Source organism: Asanoa siamensis, from assembly GCF_016862555.1.
GTDB classification, from domain to species: Bacteria; Actinomycetota; Actinomycetes; order Mycobacteriales; family Micromonosporaceae; genus Asanoa; species Asanoa siamensis.
Window position 1 is genome coordinate 28,283 of record NZ_BONE01000026.1, and the last position, 15,140, is coordinate 43,422.

A 15,140-nucleotide genomic window follows, 5' to 3' on the forward strand; every position below is an offset into this window, starting at 1 on the left:
GGCATTGCCGGAGCGGTTCGGGCTAACCGCTGCGGGCGACGGCCGGGCGTGCCTAGCATCGACGGATGGGCCGATCCCAGGGAGGATCCGCCATGCGGTCGTTCGACTATGTCATCGTCGGGGCCGGTACGGCTGGTTGTGTGCTCGCCGCCCGGTTGTCCGCCGACCCGGAAGTCACCGTGCTCCTGCTGGAGGCCGGCACCGCGTTCCCGGACGGGGACAGCGGGTGGCACTACCGCACCGTGCCGCAGGCCGACGCCGACCGGGCCACGCTTTCGTACCCACTGGGCAAGGCCCTCGGCGGCTCCAGCCGGGCCGACGGGCTCATGGCCGGGCTCGGCGACCCGGACAGCTACGACGCCTGGGCCGAAGCCGGCGCCACCGACTGGACGTACGCCGCCCTCCTGCCGTTCCTCGGCGCCGGCGCCGCGTCGCCCGTCGGGCCGCCCGTCGAACCCCTCTGGGCGGCGACCGTCGAGGCCGGGCACCACCCGCAGGCCGACCGGGACGCCCTGCCCGCCGGGGAGATGCTGGCCGCGATCGCCCAGCGGCCCAACCTGACCGTGCTGCCCGACGCCCAGGCCGTCCGGGTCGTCGTGGATCGGGGTGACTGCCGGGGCGTCGCCTACCACGTCGACGGGCACACCGGGCTGACCTGCGCCGACCGTGAGGTGGTGCTGGCTACCGGCGCGATCGGGTCGCCGCGGCTGCTGCTGCTCTCGGGCATCGGACCGGGCGCCGACCTGCGGGCCAACGGTTTGCCGGTCGTGGCCGACCTGCCGGGTGTCGGCAGCAACCTGCAGGATCACCCGCGGTCCCAGGTCGCCTATGCCGCGACCGGGCCGGTCCCGGCCGACCGGGCACCGCACATGCTGGCCCGGACCGATCCGGACGGGCCGCAGGACCTGCATCTCACGTTCGGCGACCGGCCGCTCCACCCGCGCCACGAGCCGGGCGAGGAGGACGGCTACTCGGTGGTCTTCGCGCTCACCCGCCCGGCGAGCCGGGGAACGGTGCGGCTGCGCGGGCCCGACCCGTACGCGCCGCCCCTGATCGACCCGGCCCTGCTCGCGGACGACGCCGACGTCGACCGGATGGTGACGGGCCTGCGGATGGCCCGCGACCTCGGCGGCGCGCCGGCGCTGAGTTCCGTGCGTGACACCGAGGAGTTCCCGGGTTCCGGCGTGGACAGTGCGGCGGTCCTGGCGCAGTACGTCCGGGACACCGTGACGCCGTGCTCCCACCCGGCGGGCACGTGCCGGATGGGCATCGACGGCGCCGCGGTGGTGGACCCGGAACTACGCGTGCACGCGGTCGACGGCCTGCGCGTCGCCGACGCGTCGGTGGTGCCGTCGATCGTCACGGGCAACACCCACACGGCCACCCTCGCGGTCGCGGAGCGCGCGGCTCGCCTGATCAGCGGATGACGTAGCTGTCGAGCAGGGGCCCCAACTCGCGGGCGACCGTCGTGAGGGCGCGGGGGCTCTGCTCGGCCCGCGCGATCAGGATCGCGCCCTCCACGGCGCTGACCATCAGTGTGGCGGCGGAGGTCGCCCGCCGGGCCGGCACGCCCATCCCCACCAGTGCGCGGGCGATCGGTGCGCGCCACGCGGTGAACGCGGCGGCCGCCGCCGACCGGGTCGAGTCGGTCACCGACGCGTCGACGGTGGCCGCGGCGACCGGGCAGCCCTGGCCGTACCCGATGGCGCGGAACTCGTCTGTCCACTGCCGCACCATCGCCGCGAACAGCCGGCTCGGCGTCGGTCGCGTCATGCCGGCGAGGAAGCGGTCGACGCGGTTGGCGGCGTACCGCCCTGCCCAGTCGACCGCCTCGTTGACCAACTGCTCCTTGCCGCCCGGGAAGTAGTGCCCCAGCGACCCGCGCGGTGCCTCCGCGTGCGCGACCACGTCACGCAGCCCCGTCGCCGTCACACCGGAACGACGGATGAGCTGGGCCGCGCTGAAGACCATCCGCTCCCGGGGACCGTGCTGGCTCATGGCTGCACTCTATGAGAGACGTCATAGTGGGCGCTATTATGTCGGCCGTCATAACACGACCCGGAGGTGCGGAATGCGCGTCGGCTTCGCCGGTCTCGGCGTGATGGGCACGCCCATGGCCCTCAACCTGCTCCGCGCCGGCACCCCGCTGGTCGTCTGGAACCGCACGCACGAGCGGACCGCGCCGTTGCGGGCCGCCGGAGCGACGGTCGCCCCTACACCGGCCGACCTCGTCGCGAAGGTCGACGTGCTGCTGATGATGCTGGCCGACGCGGCCGCCATCGACGCGACCATCGCCGACGTCCCGATCGAAGACAAGATCATTGTCCACATGGGTACGACGGCCCCGCAGCACTCGGCCGCACTGGCCGCCCGCGTGCAGGCCCGCGGCGGCCGCTACGTGGAGGCCCCGGTCTCCGGCTCACGCAAGCCGGCCGAGGCGGGCGAGCTCGTCGTCATGCTGGCCGGCGACCCGGACGACCTGGCGGTCGTCGGCCCGCTGCTGGCACCGCTCGGCCGCGAGACGTTCACCTGCGGCCCGGTCCCCGGCGCGCTGACGATGAAGCTCGCCGTCAACCTGTTCCTGATCACCCTGGTCACGGGCCTGGCGGAGGCGGTGCACTTCGCCGCCGGCCACGGCCTCGACCTGGACCAGTTCGTCGACGTCCTGGACGCGGGCCCGATGGCCAGCGCCGTTTCCCGGGTCAAGGCCCGCAAGCTGGTCGACCGCGACTTCGCGGTCCAGGCGTCGATCGCCAACGTGCTCGACAACAACCGCCTGGTCGCCGCGGCCGCCCGCGAGGCGGGTCTGGCCTCCCCGCTGCTCGACACGGCCCACGCGCTCTACGCGGAAACCCAGGCGCTCGGCCACGGCCCGGCCGACATGGCGGCGGTCCTGCACGCCATCGAACGCCGCACCTCCACCGGCGCCCGCTGAGCCCCACACCGCACGCACCGCGAAGCCACCCACCGCAGCCGCCCCGCTGTACCTACTGGTATGTACACTTCAGCCATGGACTCACGACAGCTCCTGGTCGACACCATGAGCGAGCTCATGTGGGAGCGCGGCTACGCCGACACCAGCCCGCGCCACGTGCGCGAGCGCTCCGGCGTCGGCCAGGGCAGCATGTACCACCACTTCCCCACCAAGCGCGACCTCGCCCTCGCCGCCCTCGAGCGCAACGTCCAGGACCTCCTGCCCGCGACCTCGGAGCTCGACGGCCAAGGCGACCCCATGACCCGCATCGAGGCCTACCTCATGCGCCCCCGCGCCGCCCTCAAGGGCTGCAAGGTCGGCCGGATGACCCAGGACCCGCAGGTCCGCGAGGACCCGGTCCTGCTCGCCCCGGTCGCCCGCGCGTTCGCCCAGGTCCACGACAGCTGGGTCCGCGTGCTCCGCGAGGCCGTCGCCGCCGGTCAACTGCGCGCCGACCTCGACACCGAGCGCCTCGCCCACACCCTGATGGCCGTGCTGCAGGGCGGCTACGTGCTGGCGATCGCACAACAGGACCCGGGCCCGTTCGACGACGCCCGCGCCGGCGCCCTCGACCTGCTGCGAGCCGCCGCGCCCAGCCACCAGAACACCGGGAGGACAGCATGACCGTACGCATCGGCATCAACGGCTTCGGCCGGATCGGGCGCAGCTACCTGCGGGCGGCCCTGGCGAGCGACGCCGACGTCGAGGTGGTCGCGGTCAACGACCTCACCGACGCCCGCACGCTGGCCACCCTGCTCGAGTGGGACTCCGTCTCCGGCCACCTCGACGGTGTCGGCCTCGACGGCGACGCGATCGCCGTCAACGGGAAGACCATCACGGTGCTGGCGCAGCCCGACCCGGCTGGCATCCCGTGGGGCGACGTCGGCGCCGACGTCGTCATCGAGTCGACCGGCCACTTCACCGACGGCGCCAAGGCGGCCGCCCACCTGAAGGGAGGCGCACGGAAGGTCGTCGTCTCGGCACCGGCCAAGGGCGACGTCCCCACCTTCGTCCTCGGCGTGAACGACGACAAGCTGGACCCCGACAGCCACGACGTCTTCTCCAACGGCTCGTGCACCACGAACTCGCTCGCGCCGCTGGCGAAGGTGCTGCACGACGCGTTCGGCATCGAGTCGGGCCTGATGACGACCGTCCACGCCTACACGGGCGACCAGCGGCTCCACGACGCTCCGCACGGTGACCTGCGCCGGGCCCGCGCGGCGGCCGTCTCGACGATCCCGACGTCGTCGGGCGCGGCGAAGGCGATCGGCAAGGTCATCCCAGAGCTCGACGGGCGGCTCACCGGCGCCGCTCTGCGCGTCCCCGTCCCGGTCGGCTCGATCACCGACCTCACGGTGGTGCTGCGGCGCGGCGCGACCGCCGACGAGGTCAACGCGGCCTTCCGCGCGGCCGCCGGCGGGGAACGGCTGCGGCGCTACCTGCGGTACTCGGAGGCGCCCCTCGTTTCGGCCGACATCGTCGGCAACCCGTACTCGTCGATCTTCGACGCGCCGCTGACCGAGGCCGTCGGCAACCAGGTCAAGGTCTTCGGCTGGTACGACAACGAGTGGGGCTTCGCCAACCGTCTCGTCGAGTTCTCCGAGCGGATCGGAGCCGCCTGACGCCCGCCACCACCGGTGTTAGCCTGGGAAGATCGATCGTAATTTCCCGTTTTGTCGGGGTTGGTGCGACTGATGACCCAGGTCCGGTCCGCGGCCGCCGCCACGGTGCGCGCCGCCAGGCGCCTCTGGGTCGACGGCGCCGTGCGGCGGGGCGCCCGCGCGGCGGTCGTCGGGCCGGCCGTCTTCGCCGTCGGGCTCCTGGGCATCGGCAGCACCACGATCGGCACCTTCGCCATCATCGGCGCGTTCTGCATGCTGCTGCTCGTCGAGTTCGGCGGCCCGATGCGCGAGCGGATCCAGGCCGAGCTGGGGCTGATCCTGGTCGGCGGCGTGCTGATCGCCGTCGGCACGCTGATCTCACCGCACGTCTGGCTCGCCGCCCCGGTGATATTGCTGATCGCTTTCCTGATCCTGTTCTCGGGCGTGGTCAGCTCGGTGCTCGCCGGCGCCGGCGTCGCGCTGCTGCTCGCCGTGATCCTCGCCGTCTCCCTGCCCGCCGGTCCGAGCCAGGTCGTGCCGCGCCTGGCGGGCTGGGGGCTCGCGGCCGGCGCCTCGCTGCTGGCCGTCCGGTTCCTCTGGCCGGCGCCGGTCCGCGACCCGCTGCGCCCGCTGATCGTGGCCGCCTGCCGCGCCCTCGCCGAGACGCTGCACGCCGGCGCGCGGATCTGGCGCCACGACGGCCTGTCCCACGAGCGCTACACCGCCCTGGTCGACCGGGCCGACGCGGCGGTGACCGCCCTGCACCGGAGCTTCCTGGCCACGCCCACCCGCCCCACGGGCCTCACCAGCTCGGCCCGTACCCGCGTGCGGCTGGTCGACGAGCTCGCCTGGATCCGCGACATCGCCCGGCATCGGGCCGCGCGGACCCCGGGCAGCGAAGCGGTCACCGCCGCCAAGGACGCCGCCGCCGACCTGCTGGACGAGGCCGCCGCGCTGCTGGAACGGCCGGACACCACGCCCGACGCGCTGCACGCCGCCCAACGCCGGCTCGACGCGGTGCTCGGCCAGGTGTCCCGCGCCGCCACGGGCAGCCGGCTGCCCGCGCCGTCCGGGGCCGGCGGTGACGGCCGCGCCGCGGAGTTCCTCAGCTCCCTCGAACCGAGCTTCCGGGTGCAGGAACTGGCGTACGCGATCCGGCTCGTCGCCCGCAACGTCGAGCTGAGCGTGGCGGCCGAGCGGCGCACCTGGGCGCAGCGCATCCTGGGCCAGCAGCCGGGCGGCCTCGCCGGGCCGTTCGCGACGGCCCGCGAGCGGGCGCTCGCCCACCTGCAGCGGCACTCCACCTGGCTGCACAACAGCCTGCGCGGCGCGGTCGGCGTCGCGGCGGCCGTCGTGGTCGTGCACTACGTCGGCGTACAACACTCGTTCTGGGTCATCTTCGGCGCCCTCTCCGTGCTGCGCTCGAACGCGCTGGCCACCGGCCAGAACGCGCTGCGGGCGATCGCCGGCACGGTCGTCGGGTTCGTGATCGGCGCGGTGATCCTGATCGGCATCGGCACCGACGTCGACGTGCTCTGGGGCCTGCTGCCGATCGCGATCCTGATGGCGGGGGTCGCGCCGGCGTTGATCTCGTTCACGGCCGGGCAGGCGGCGTTCACCGTCGCGCTGCTGATCCTGTTCAACATCATCCAGCCGGCCGGCTGGGAGCTGGGGCTGATCCGGATCGAGGACATCGCGATCGGCGTGGGGATCAGCCTGCTGGTCGGGTTGCTGCTCTGGCCGCGCGGCGCGCGCAAGGAACTGCGGACCGCCCTGTCCGACGCGTACGAGGACAGCGCCCGTTACCTGCACGCGGCGGTGGAGTACGCGGCCGCCTGCTGCGACGGCACCGCCCGCCCGCCGGCGCCGACCGCCCAAGCGCAGCGGGCCGCGGCCTCGTCTCGCCGCCTCGACGACACGTTCCGCACCTACCTGAGCGAGCGGGGCGCCAAGCCGATGCCGCTCGCGGAGATCACCAGCCTGGTCAACGGCGTGGCGGGGCTGCGGATCGCCGCCGACGCGGTGCTCGACCTGTGGCAGCGCGGCAACCCGTCCGCCGGCGACCGGGCCGCGGCCCGCGCCCTGCTGCTGCGGACCAGCCAGGAGGTCGAGAACTGGTACGCGGATCTGGCCGCCAGCATCGCCGGCGGGCGGGCCGCCCCCGCGCCCAGCCCGCCCGACCTGGTCGACGACGGTCGGCTGATCGAGGCCGTCCGCAGCGACCTGAGCGGCGGCGACGGCGCGGCGACCGCGACGGCGGTGCGGGTGATCTGGACCGCGGACCACCTCGACTCGGCCCGCCGGCTCGAGGTGACCCTCGCCGAGCCGGCCCGGCTCGCCACCGACACCCAGCCGCGGCCCGTCTCGGGTTGACGATCGAAGTTAAGGGCATTAGCTTTATGGCTATGAGTACTAACTACCTCGACCGAGGCGCCGGCCGGCGCCTTGCCTACGACGTCACGGGCGACGGCCCGCTGGTGGTCGCCGTGCACGGCATGGGCGACCTCCGCTCGGTCTACCGCTTCACCGTCCCCGCCCTGGTCGACGCCGGCTACCGGGTCGCCACCTTCGACCTGCGCGGTCACGGCGACAGCTCGGACGGCTTCGACGCCTACGACGACGTGGCGGCCGCCGCCGACGCGCTCGCCCTGATCGACCACCTCGGCGGCGGGCCGGCCGCGCTCGTCGGCAACAGCCTGGGCGCCGGCGCCGCGGTCTACGCCGCCGCCGAGCGGCCCGACACCGTCGCCGCCCTCGCCCTGCTCGGCCCGGTCGTGCGCGACCCGAAGCTGTCGGCCGCCGCCCGGCTGTCGATCTCGCTGCTGCTGCGCAAGCCGTGGGGTCCGGGCGCGTGGGCCGGTTACTACAAGCGGTACTACCCGGGCAACCCGCCCGCGGACCTGGCCGCGCACCAGGCCCGCATCAAGGAGAGCCTGCGCCGCGGCGACCACCTGGCGTCGTTCCGGGCCACGGCGGGCACCAGCCACGCGCCGGCCGAGCAGCGGTTGCCCCGGGTGACCGCGCCGGCCCTGGTCGTGATGGGCGACAAGGACCCCGACTGGCCCGACGCGGTCGCCGAGGCCCGGTGGGTCGCCGAGGCGGTGCGCGGCGAGCTCGTGCTCGTGCCGGGCGCCGGGCACTACCCGATGGCCGAGCGGCCCGACCTGGTCAACCCCGCGCTGGTGACCTTCCTGGGCAAGGCGTTCGCGGGTGCCTAGGGCCGGCCTGACGCCGGCCACGGTGGTCGACGAGGCGGCCCGCCTCGCCGACGAGGTCGGCCTGGACCGGCTCACCCTGGCCCAGGTGGCCAGCCGGCTCGGGGTGAGTTTGCCCAGCCTCTACAAGCACGTGCCCGGCCTCGACGGGCTGCGCCGGCTGCTGGCGTTGCGCGGCATCCGGGAGCTGACCGCGGCGACCACCACGGCCGCGGTCGGCCGCAGCGGGCCGGCCGCGCTGCGGGCCGTCGCCGTCGCCTACCGGGACTACGCCCGCGCCCACCCGGGTCCCTACGCCGCGTCGCTACGCGCCCCGGACCCCGGTGACGCGGAATACCAGGCCGCGGCCGAGGGCGCGGTCGCCGTGTTCCTCGCGGTCCTCGACGGGTACGGCCTGAGCGGCGACCGCGCGATCGACGCGACCCGGGTTGCCCGCAGCGCCCTGCACGGCTTCGTCGCGATCGACGCCGCCGCCGGGTTCGGCCTGCCGCTCAGCCTCGACTCCTCGTTCGAGCAGCTCGTCGCCGCCCTCGACCGCGCCCTGACGAGCTGGCCGCGGTAGGCGCTCAGCCGAGCAGCTTGTCGACCAGGGCGCTGCCGAACTTGCCGCCGGGGTCCACCCGGGCGCGCAGTGCGCGGAAGTCCGCCATCCGCGGGTAGAGGTCGGCCACGTCGGTGGTGACGAAGCACTTGCCCCAGTGCGGGCGGGCGCCGAGCGGCAGCAGCACGGCCTCGATGTCGGGCAGCAGCGCGTACACCCGCTCGATGTCCTTGACCCAGGTGAAGTGGATCCCGACCACGTCGGTGCCGTACGCGCAGCTCAGCCACAGGTCGTCGGCGGCCACCGTGCGGACCTCGGTGATCTGCAGGAGCTCGGAGATCCGCCGGCCGAGCGGCCGCAGTCCCGCGAACGCCTCCTGCACCGCCGACCGGGGCAGCAGGTATTCGCTCTGCAGCTCCTCGCCCCGGCTCGGGGTGAAGGCCAGCTTGAAGTGCGGCAGCCGGTCGTGCCACGGGCCGGGCATGCCCTGCTGGCCCGTGACCGCCTCGGTGGTCGCGCCGGCCAGCATGTGCACGGGCTCGTCGGCCGGCGCCACGCCGAACAGCTCGCCCGGCAGGTCGCCGCGGCTCTTGAGCCAGACCTGCGCGATCCGGTCGCTGGCCCAGTCGAGGAACAGGCTCACGCTGTAGGCGGCGCCGGTCAGCGCGTCGAAGTCGGTCTCGGCCCGGCTCCACGGCAGGTCGCGGTAGACCGCCTGGCGGATCACATAGGACGGTTCGATGTCGAGCGTGACCCGGGTCACCACGCCCAGGGCGCCGATCGCGACCACGCTGCCCGCGAAGTCCGGCTCGCCCCGGCTGACCCGGCGCAGCGCGCCGTCGGGGCCGATGATCTCGACCGCGCGGACGGCCGCCGCCAGCGAACCGGTCCGGTTCCCCGAACCGTGCGTGCCGGTCGCCACCGCGCCCGCGACCGAGATGTGCGGCAGCGAGGCCATGGTCGCCAGCGCCCAGCCTCGCGCGTCGAGCGCGATCGCGACCTCGCCGTAGCGGGCGCCGCCGGCCACCGTGGCGGTGCCGGCGGCCTCGTCGATCTCGAGGTCCATCGGCAGCCCGGTGGTCGACAGCAGCAGGCCGGGGGTGTCGGCGAGACCGGTGAACGTGTGCCGGGTGCCGAGGGCGCGGACCCGGTCGGCGCCGGCGACCAGCTCACGGGCCTCGTCGATCGTCGAGGGGTGGGCCAGCCGCGCGGCGCCGTACCGGTGGCTGGATGCCCAGTTGAACTCCATGAGCACCAACCGTAAAGGCTCAGCGGCGGCTCTGGAACCGGGACGCCAGGCCGTTGGGGTCGGCCGCGGGCGGCTTGGGAGCGGTCTTGGCGGCCAGGCCGTGGGGGTCGGGCGCCGGCGCCTGGCCCGTCGCGCTGTCGAGCCGGTCGGCCATCCGGCTCTGGAGGTATTCGGCACCGGCCCGGTCGTCGGCCGTCGGCGCGGCGAGCACCGCGTAGACCAGGCCGATGACGACGAGGATCACCGCGAGCACGATCGGCACCAGCAGGTTCGAGGCCGTGGCGCCCGACATCGTGTTCTGCTCCTCGTGCAGGGTCGCCGACATCGAGTACATGCCGGTGAAGTGCATGCCGTTGACCGCGACGCCCATCACCAGGGCGGAGGCCGTGACGGCGAGGGCGCCCCTGACGTTGGTGGCCAGCCAGAGCGCGACGGCCGCCGCGACCACGGCGATCGCGATCGACAGGCCGACGCGGGTGGCGTCGTAATGCACGTCGGCGTTCAGTCGCATGGCGGCCATGCCGGTGTAATGCATCGCCGCGACGCCGAGGCCGGCGACCACTCCGCCGACGAGCACCTTGAGCAGCATGGGCCGGCCCATGCCGGCGATGAACAGGCCGATGCCGACCATCACGATGGCGAGCAGCGCACTCGCGGCGGTCAAGCCGATGTCGTAACGGATGGGGGCACCGGTGACCGAAAAGCCGAGCATCGCCATGAAATGCATGCTCCAAATGGCCGTTCCGCCGATAGCCCACGCCGCCAACATGAGCCACCACGCGCGTTGTGCCGTGCCGTGCGCCTCCCGCGCCCGCTGGGCGCAAATCAGGCCGAGCACCGAGCCCAGCACCGACAGCGCATAGCTCAGAGCTGGGGTGATCCAGCCATACCCGAATTGGTCAATGTGCGCCATTATCCGCTTCCATAAAGTCCGGCCTTCTTGGTTGCGAGATCAACAATGTCCTACCGATGAGACGATCACCATGACACTTTCGGCCAGAAACCGCAGCGTGACATCAGGCTGACTGCGCGACGGCGGTCAATGCGTCGCGTTGGGCGGCGGTGAGCCGGGGCGTCGCGACATAACGCGCGCCGCGAATCCGGCGCACCAGCACCGGACCTGTCAGGTCGGCGCGGCGAACGGCGTCGTGCAGGGCGGCCTCGACGCGGTCGGCCGGCCAGGCGAGCCCGGTGGCCAGCGCGGCGCGCGTCAACGGGCCACCGACCTGCACCAACGCGGCCGTGACGGTGCGCACGTCGCCGACCGCGGCGTCGTCCGGGCCGCCGGACATGTCGTCGGCGAGCCGGCCGAAGAACCCACCCATCTCCCCGAGCCGGGCGCCGGTGGGCGTGTCCGCGCCGAACAGGACGGCACCGCGGGCGGCCGCGTCGGCCCACAGGAGGTGGACCTTCGCGTTGCCGGCCCAGGCGCGCAGCCAGACGTCGTCGTCGACCACGTAGCGTTCCCGCCGGCCGAGCCGCTCGCGGCGGAGCAGGTCGAGCGCCGCGAGGTAGCCGACCGCCTTGGACACCGACGCCGGGCTGACCCGCAGCCGCTCCACGAGGTCGGCGGCGGTGAGCGCGCCGGTGTCGCTGGTGTAGAGGCTGGACAGCACGCGGGCCACCATCCGCGGGATGCCGGCCGCCGCGAGCAGGTCGGCGAACTCCTCGACGAACGCCTGCCGCGCCTCGGCGTCGTCGGGCCGGTCGGCACGGACCGTCGCCGGTTGCCGCCGGCGGGCCCGGCGGGCGGTCGCCCGGTGCGCCCGGTCGGCGGTGTAACCGCGGGCGCCACCGTTGCGGGACACCTCCCGGGTCACCGTCGAGGTCGGCCGGCCGAGCCCGCGGGCGATCTCCGCGTAGCCGTGGCCGTCCGAGAGCCCGGCCGCGATCGCGACCCGCTCGTCGTGCGTCAGCCTGCCGCCCGGCATCGCGACCTCCGTTGCGTTCACCGTCATCCCATTGCAACGGCCCGTTGCGTACACCCTCATCGCCATTGCAATGATTCCTTGATTTCCTTGTCAGCAAACGACTCTAGCGTTGACGGCACCGTAAACGAAAACTACCGTCCGCCGGTATGACGACGACGGTCATCGACGTCGACGGCATCCGGATGCGGTACGGCGCGACCGAGGTGCTGCACGACGTGACGTTCCAGGTCGGCGCCGGCGAGACGGTGGCCCTCCTCGGCCCCAACGGCGCGGGCAAGACCACCACGATCGAGATCCTGGAGGGGTTCCGGCGCCGGACCGCCGGGCGGGTCGCGGTGCTCGGCACCGACCCGTTCCTCGGCGGCGACGACTGGCGCGCCCGGGTCGGCATCGTGCTGCAGTCCTGGCGCGACCACGCGAAGTGGCGGGTCCGGGAACTGCTGGCGCACCTGGCCGGCTACTACCCGCGGCCCTGGCCGGTCGACCCGCTGCTCGCCGCCGTCGGGCTCACCGACCAGGCGGGCCAGAAGATCCGGACCCTCTCCGGCGGCCAGCGCCGCCGCCTCGACGTGGCGATCGGCGTGGTCGGCCGGCCCGACGTGCTCTTCCTCGACGAGCCCACCGCCGGCTTCGACCCCGTCGCCCGGCGCGAGTTCCACGACCTGGTCGCGGGCCTGGAGACCACGGTGCTGCTGACCACCCACGACCTCGACGAGGCGGCGCGGCTCGCGGACCGGATCGTCATCCTCGACCAGGGACGGGTGGTGGCGTCCGGGTCGCCGGACCGGCTCGCCCAGTCGATCGTCGGTGCCGACGAGGTCCGCTGGCGCGTCGGGGACGCGCGTTTCACCCGCTCGACGCCCGATTCGACGGCCTTCGTCCGCGACCTGTTCGCCACCCACGGCGCGGCGCTCGCGGACCTCGAGGTGCGCCGCGCCTCGCTCGAGGCGACCTACCTGACCCTGGTGCGGAAGGCCGAGGTGACCCGATGACCCTGCGCAACGGCTGGCGGCGCGGCCTGATCCTGCTCCGCCAGTCGTTCGCCAACGGCGCCGAGATCTTCTCGCACGTCCTCTGGCCGGCGCTGATGGTCGGCGCCGTTGTCGCCCTGCGCGGCCGCGAGTTCGGCGCCTTCTCGCTGGGCGCGCTCGCGGTGCCGAGCATCCTCGGGATGAACGCCGCCTTCGGCATGATCTCGCTGAGCCAGCAGCTCACCGCCGACCGCGAGGACGGCACGCTGCTGCGCGCCCGGGCGACACCGCACGGCATGCCCGCGTACCTGATCGGCACCCTGCTCCTCGTCGGCGGCGGTCTCCTCGCCGACCTGGTCATCTTCCTCGTCCCGGCCGCGCTGCTCGTGCCGGGCCTGGTCACCGGCGGCTGGCCCGCCGTGATCGGGCTGCTGGCCCTGGCCATGGTGGCCACCCTGCCGCTCGGCATCGTGCTCGGCGCGGCGTTCGGCAGCGCCCGCGGCCAGAGCCTGCTCACCCTGCCGATCCTCGGCGTCGTGGCGATCTCCGGCATCTTCTATCCGCTCGCGGCCCTGCCGGGCTGGCTGCAGGCGGTCGCGCAGGTCTTCCCGTTCTACTGGCTCGGCCTCGGCATGCGCGCGGCCCTGCTCCCGGACGCGGCCGTGGTGGTCGAGATCGGCGACTCCGGGCGCCACCTGGAGACGCTCGGCGTGCTCGGCGCCTGGGCGGTCGCGGGGCTGCTGCTCGCGCCGCCGGTGCTGCGCCGGATGGCCCGGCGGGAGTCCGGCTCGCTGGTGGCGGCCCGACGCGACCGCGCGCTGCAGCGCGTGGGGTGATAGGAAGCTCCGCATGCCCGCACTCGTGTCACCCACCGCCGACGTCCACGACTCGTTCCGCACCGCCATGGCCGAGTTCCAAGCCGAGGGGCGGGGCGCACCCGACGACGAGTCCATGATCGGGCGAGAGATCAGGGAGTACGGCGACCGCTGGGCGGACCCGGCCGTGTTCCGGGCCTACGTCGACGCGCTGCGCGCCGATGCCCTCGAGGAGTCGCCCCGGCCGGCGCACTTCGTCCCGGCCACGACCCTCTGGTGGGTCGACGGCACCGACTACCTCGGCCGGCTCGCCATCCGCCACCGGCTCACCGACTGGCTGCGCGAGTACGGCGGGCACATCGGGTACGACGTGCGGGCGACCGCCCGCCGGCGCGGTCACGCGACCGCGATGCTGCGGGCCGCGCTGCCCACGGCCCACGCGCTCGGCATCCCGTCGGCGCTGGTCACCTGCGACGTCGACAACGTCGGCTCGCGCAAGGTGATCGAGGCGAACGGCGGCGTGCTCGAGGACGAACGCCACGGAAAACTCCGCTTCTGGGTGCCGACGGCGCCGGTAGGCTCGGCCCGGTGATCTACAAGCTGCTGGCCACCGCGGAGTGGCGCGCCGCCGAGGCCGCCGGGGTCTACGAGGGTTCCGACTTCGACCGCGGCGACGGCTTCATCCACTTCTCGGCGGCCGACCAGGTCGTGGAGACGGCGGCCCGGGTGTTCGCCGGCCAGACCGACCTGACGATGCTCGCCGTCGACCCCGACGTGCTCGGCCCGGCCCTGCGCTGGGAGGTCTCCCGCGGCGGCGCCCTGTTCCCGCACCTCTACGGGCCGATGCCCCTGACGGCGGTGGTCGCGGTGATCAGCCTGCGCGACGACATCCCGGTCGACCAGGCGGTGGCGGCCGCTCTGTAGTCACAGCCGGATCAGGTCGGCGACCTCCTCGGGCAGGCCGGGCGAGGTCAGGACATGACCCATCCCGGCGACGACGTGCAGCACCGCGCCCGGGATCGCGGCGGCCAGGGCCTCGCCGTGGGCGAGCGGATAGACCGGGTCCTGGTCGCCGTGGACGATCGCGGTCGGGGCGGTGATCGACGACAGCGGGGCGCGCAGGTCGGGGGCGTCCAGCCACACGGCCCGGTGGTGGTTGGCGGCGGCCGCCGGGTCGGTGGCCCGGGACAGCGCCAGCTCCAGCATCGTGCGGGCGGCCGCCTCGTCGAACGGCCGGACGGGCCCGTTGAAGACCCGGAACAGGGCCACGTCGGACTCCACACCCGGCGGCGGCCCGGCGGCCAGGTGCGCGAGGAACTCGGCCGACGGCGGAGGCAGGTCGTCGGGGTCGGCCGGCTCCCCGGCCCGGGCCCGCGCCCACGCGGCGCTCGGGTCATGACCCATCGGTGAGCTGGACAGCACCGTCAACGACCGGACCCGTTCCGGGGCGTGCACCGCCAGCCACTGCGCGATGATGCCCCCGAGGGAGGCCCCGGCCACGTGGGCGGAGCCGAGGTCGTAACCGTCCAGCACGGCCAGGCAGTCGCGGGCCAGGTCCGGGATCGTGTAGGGATCGGCGTCGAAGTCGACGACGCTGGACCGCCCGGTGTCCCGATGGTCGAACCGGATCACCTGGACGCCCCGCGCGACGAGCCGCGCCACCAGCTCGTCGGGGCAGCTGACGCCCTGCGCGGCGGACCCCATGACCATCAGCACCGCGGGCAGCGCGGGATCGCCGACCCGCTCGGTCCAGATCCGCAGCGGCCCGGAGTCGACGAACCGCTCCCGCACGTCCAGCATGCGGGCACGGTAGCGGCCGCCCGCCGCCGGACGCCCGCCATTT

16 protein-coding genes are annotated in these 15,140 nt (G+C 74.0%); 11 read left to right on the plus strand and 5 right to left on the minus strand.

All coding sequences use genetic code 11. From position 1 onward, the window contains the following. Positions 1-92 precede the first annotated feature (92 nt). Positions 93-1,427 carry a GMC family oxidoreductase gene (locus Asi02nite_RS17505; protein WP_239126778.1) on the plus strand — a complete coding sequence of 445 codons (1,335 nt, stop codon included), beginning with the start codon at positions 93-95 and terminating at the stop codon, positions 1,425-1,427. On the opposite strand, the gene Asi02nite_RS17510 is transcribed toward Asi02nite_RS17505, so the two are convergent. Further along, complete coding sequence (locus tag Asi02nite_RS17510; RefSeq protein ID WP_203714186.1) at positions 1,417-1,998, minus strand: TetR/AcrR family transcriptional regulator; 582 nt, start codon at positions 1,996-1,998, stop codon at positions 1,417-1,419. The two genes, Asi02nite_RS17505 and Asi02nite_RS17510, sit on opposite strands and share 11 nt — an antisense overlap. A gap of 73 nt (positions 1,999-2,071) precedes the next feature. Here Asi02nite_RS17510 and Asi02nite_RS17515 point away from each other — a divergent pair, with 73 nt between their 5' ends. From Asi02nite_RS17515 to Asi02nite_RS17540, 6 genes are all read left to right on the plus strand, one after another. Further along, positions 2,072-2,935, plus strand: coding sequence for an NAD(P)-dependent oxidoreductase (locus Asi02nite_RS17515; protein ID WP_203714187.1), 864 nt, complete (start codon positions 2,072-2,074; stop codon positions 2,933-2,935). Positions 2,936-3,010: 75 nt separating this feature from the next. Continuing rightward, a complete protein-coding gene (locus tag Asi02nite_RS17520) occupies positions 3,011-3,598 on the plus strand; it encodes a TetR/AcrR family transcriptional regulator (RefSeq protein ID WP_203714189.1) in 588 nt (195 codons plus the stop codon). Next, positions 3,595-4,596: a type I glyceraldehyde-3-phosphate dehydrogenase gene (gene gap / locus Asi02nite_RS17525; RefSeq protein ID WP_203714200.1), complete on the plus strand. Its 1,002-nt coding sequence runs from the start codon at positions 3,595-3,597 to the stop codon at positions 4,594-4,596. Before Asi02nite_RS17520 ends, gap begins: the two co-directional genes overlap by 4 nt. A gap of 72 nt (positions 4,597-4,668) precedes the next feature. Beyond that, positions 4,669-6,948, plus strand: coding sequence for an FUSC family protein (locus Asi02nite_RS17530; RefSeq protein ID WP_203714202.1), 2,280 nt, complete (start codon positions 4,669-4,671; stop codon positions 6,946-6,948). 32 nt (positions 6,949-6,980) lie between these two features. After that, on the plus strand, positions 6,981-7,793 hold the full coding sequence (locus tag Asi02nite_RS17535) for an alpha/beta fold hydrolase (protein ID WP_203714204.1): 813 nt from the start codon (positions 6,981-6,983) through the stop codon (positions 7,791-7,793). Then, on the plus strand, positions 7,786-8,352 hold the full coding sequence (locus tag Asi02nite_RS17540; RefSeq protein WP_203714205.1) for a TetR/AcrR family transcriptional regulator: 567 nt from the start codon (positions 7,786-7,788) through the stop codon (positions 8,350-8,352). Before Asi02nite_RS17535 ends, Asi02nite_RS17540 begins: the two co-directional genes overlap by 8 nt. Before the next feature lie 4 nt (positions 8,353-8,356). Here the strand turns inward: Asi02nite_RS17540 and Asi02nite_RS17545 are convergent, their stop codons facing one another. The 3 genes from Asi02nite_RS17545 to Asi02nite_RS17555 all read right to left on the minus strand — a co-directional run bounded on the left by Asi02nite_RS17545 (position 8,357) and on the right by Asi02nite_RS17555 (position 11,532). Then, a complete protein-coding gene (locus tag Asi02nite_RS17545) occupies positions 8,357-9,580 on the minus strand; it encodes an FAD-binding protein (RefSeq protein ID WP_203714207.1) in 1,224 nt (407 codons plus the stop codon). A gap of 19 nt (positions 9,581-9,599) precedes the next feature. Then, the gene (locus Asi02nite_RS17550; RefSeq protein ID WP_203714209.1) at positions 9,600-10,493 is read right to left on the minus strand and encodes an MHYT domain-containing protein; all 894 of its coding nucleotides are present in this window, start codon (positions 10,491-10,493) and stop codon (positions 9,600-9,602) included. A 103-nt stretch (positions 10,494-10,596) separates the two neighbouring features. Next, positions 10,597-11,532, minus strand: a complete 936-nt coding sequence (locus Asi02nite_RS17555; RefSeq protein ID WP_239126780.1) for a GbsR/MarR family transcriptional regulator — start codon at positions 11,530-11,532, stop codon at positions 10,597-10,599. 125 nt (positions 11,533-11,657) lie between these two features. Here Asi02nite_RS17555 and Asi02nite_RS17560 point away from each other — a divergent pair, with 125 nt between their 5' ends. Genes Asi02nite_RS17560 through Asi02nite_RS17575 form a run of 4 tightly spaced genes read left to right on the plus strand, consistent with a single transcriptional unit; the run spans position 11,658 to position 14,221 of the window. After that, complete coding sequence (locus Asi02nite_RS17560; RefSeq protein WP_203714210.1) at positions 11,658-12,503, plus strand: ABC transporter ATP-binding protein; 846 nt, start codon at positions 11,658-11,660, stop codon at positions 12,501-12,503. Beyond that, positions 12,500-13,318 (plus strand): ABC transporter permease, encoded by an 819-nt coding sequence (locus Asi02nite_RS17565; protein WP_203714212.1) that lies wholly within the window; start codon positions 12,500-12,502, stop codon positions 13,316-13,318. The genes Asi02nite_RS17560 and Asi02nite_RS17565 overlap by 4 nt, the downstream gene beginning before the upstream one ends. Positions 13,319-13,331: 13 nt before the next feature. Continuing rightward, positions 13,332-13,889 (plus strand): GNAT family N-acetyltransferase, encoded by a 558-nt coding sequence (locus tag Asi02nite_RS17570; protein ID WP_203714227.1) that lies wholly within the window; start codon positions 13,332-13,334, stop codon positions 13,887-13,889. Then, the gene (locus Asi02nite_RS17575; RefSeq protein WP_203714229.1) at positions 13,886-14,221 is read left to right on the plus strand and encodes a DUF952 domain-containing protein; all 336 of its coding nucleotides are present in this window, start codon (positions 13,886-13,888) and stop codon (positions 14,219-14,221) included. Before Asi02nite_RS17570 ends, Asi02nite_RS17575 begins: the two co-directional genes overlap by 4 nt. On the opposite strand, the gene Asi02nite_RS17580 is transcribed toward Asi02nite_RS17575, so the two are convergent. Beyond that, entirely contained in the window at positions 14,222-15,097 is an 876-nt protein-coding gene (locus Asi02nite_RS17580; protein WP_203714232.1) for an alpha/beta fold hydrolase, read from the minus strand. Positions 15,098-15,140 lie beyond the last annotated feature (43 nt).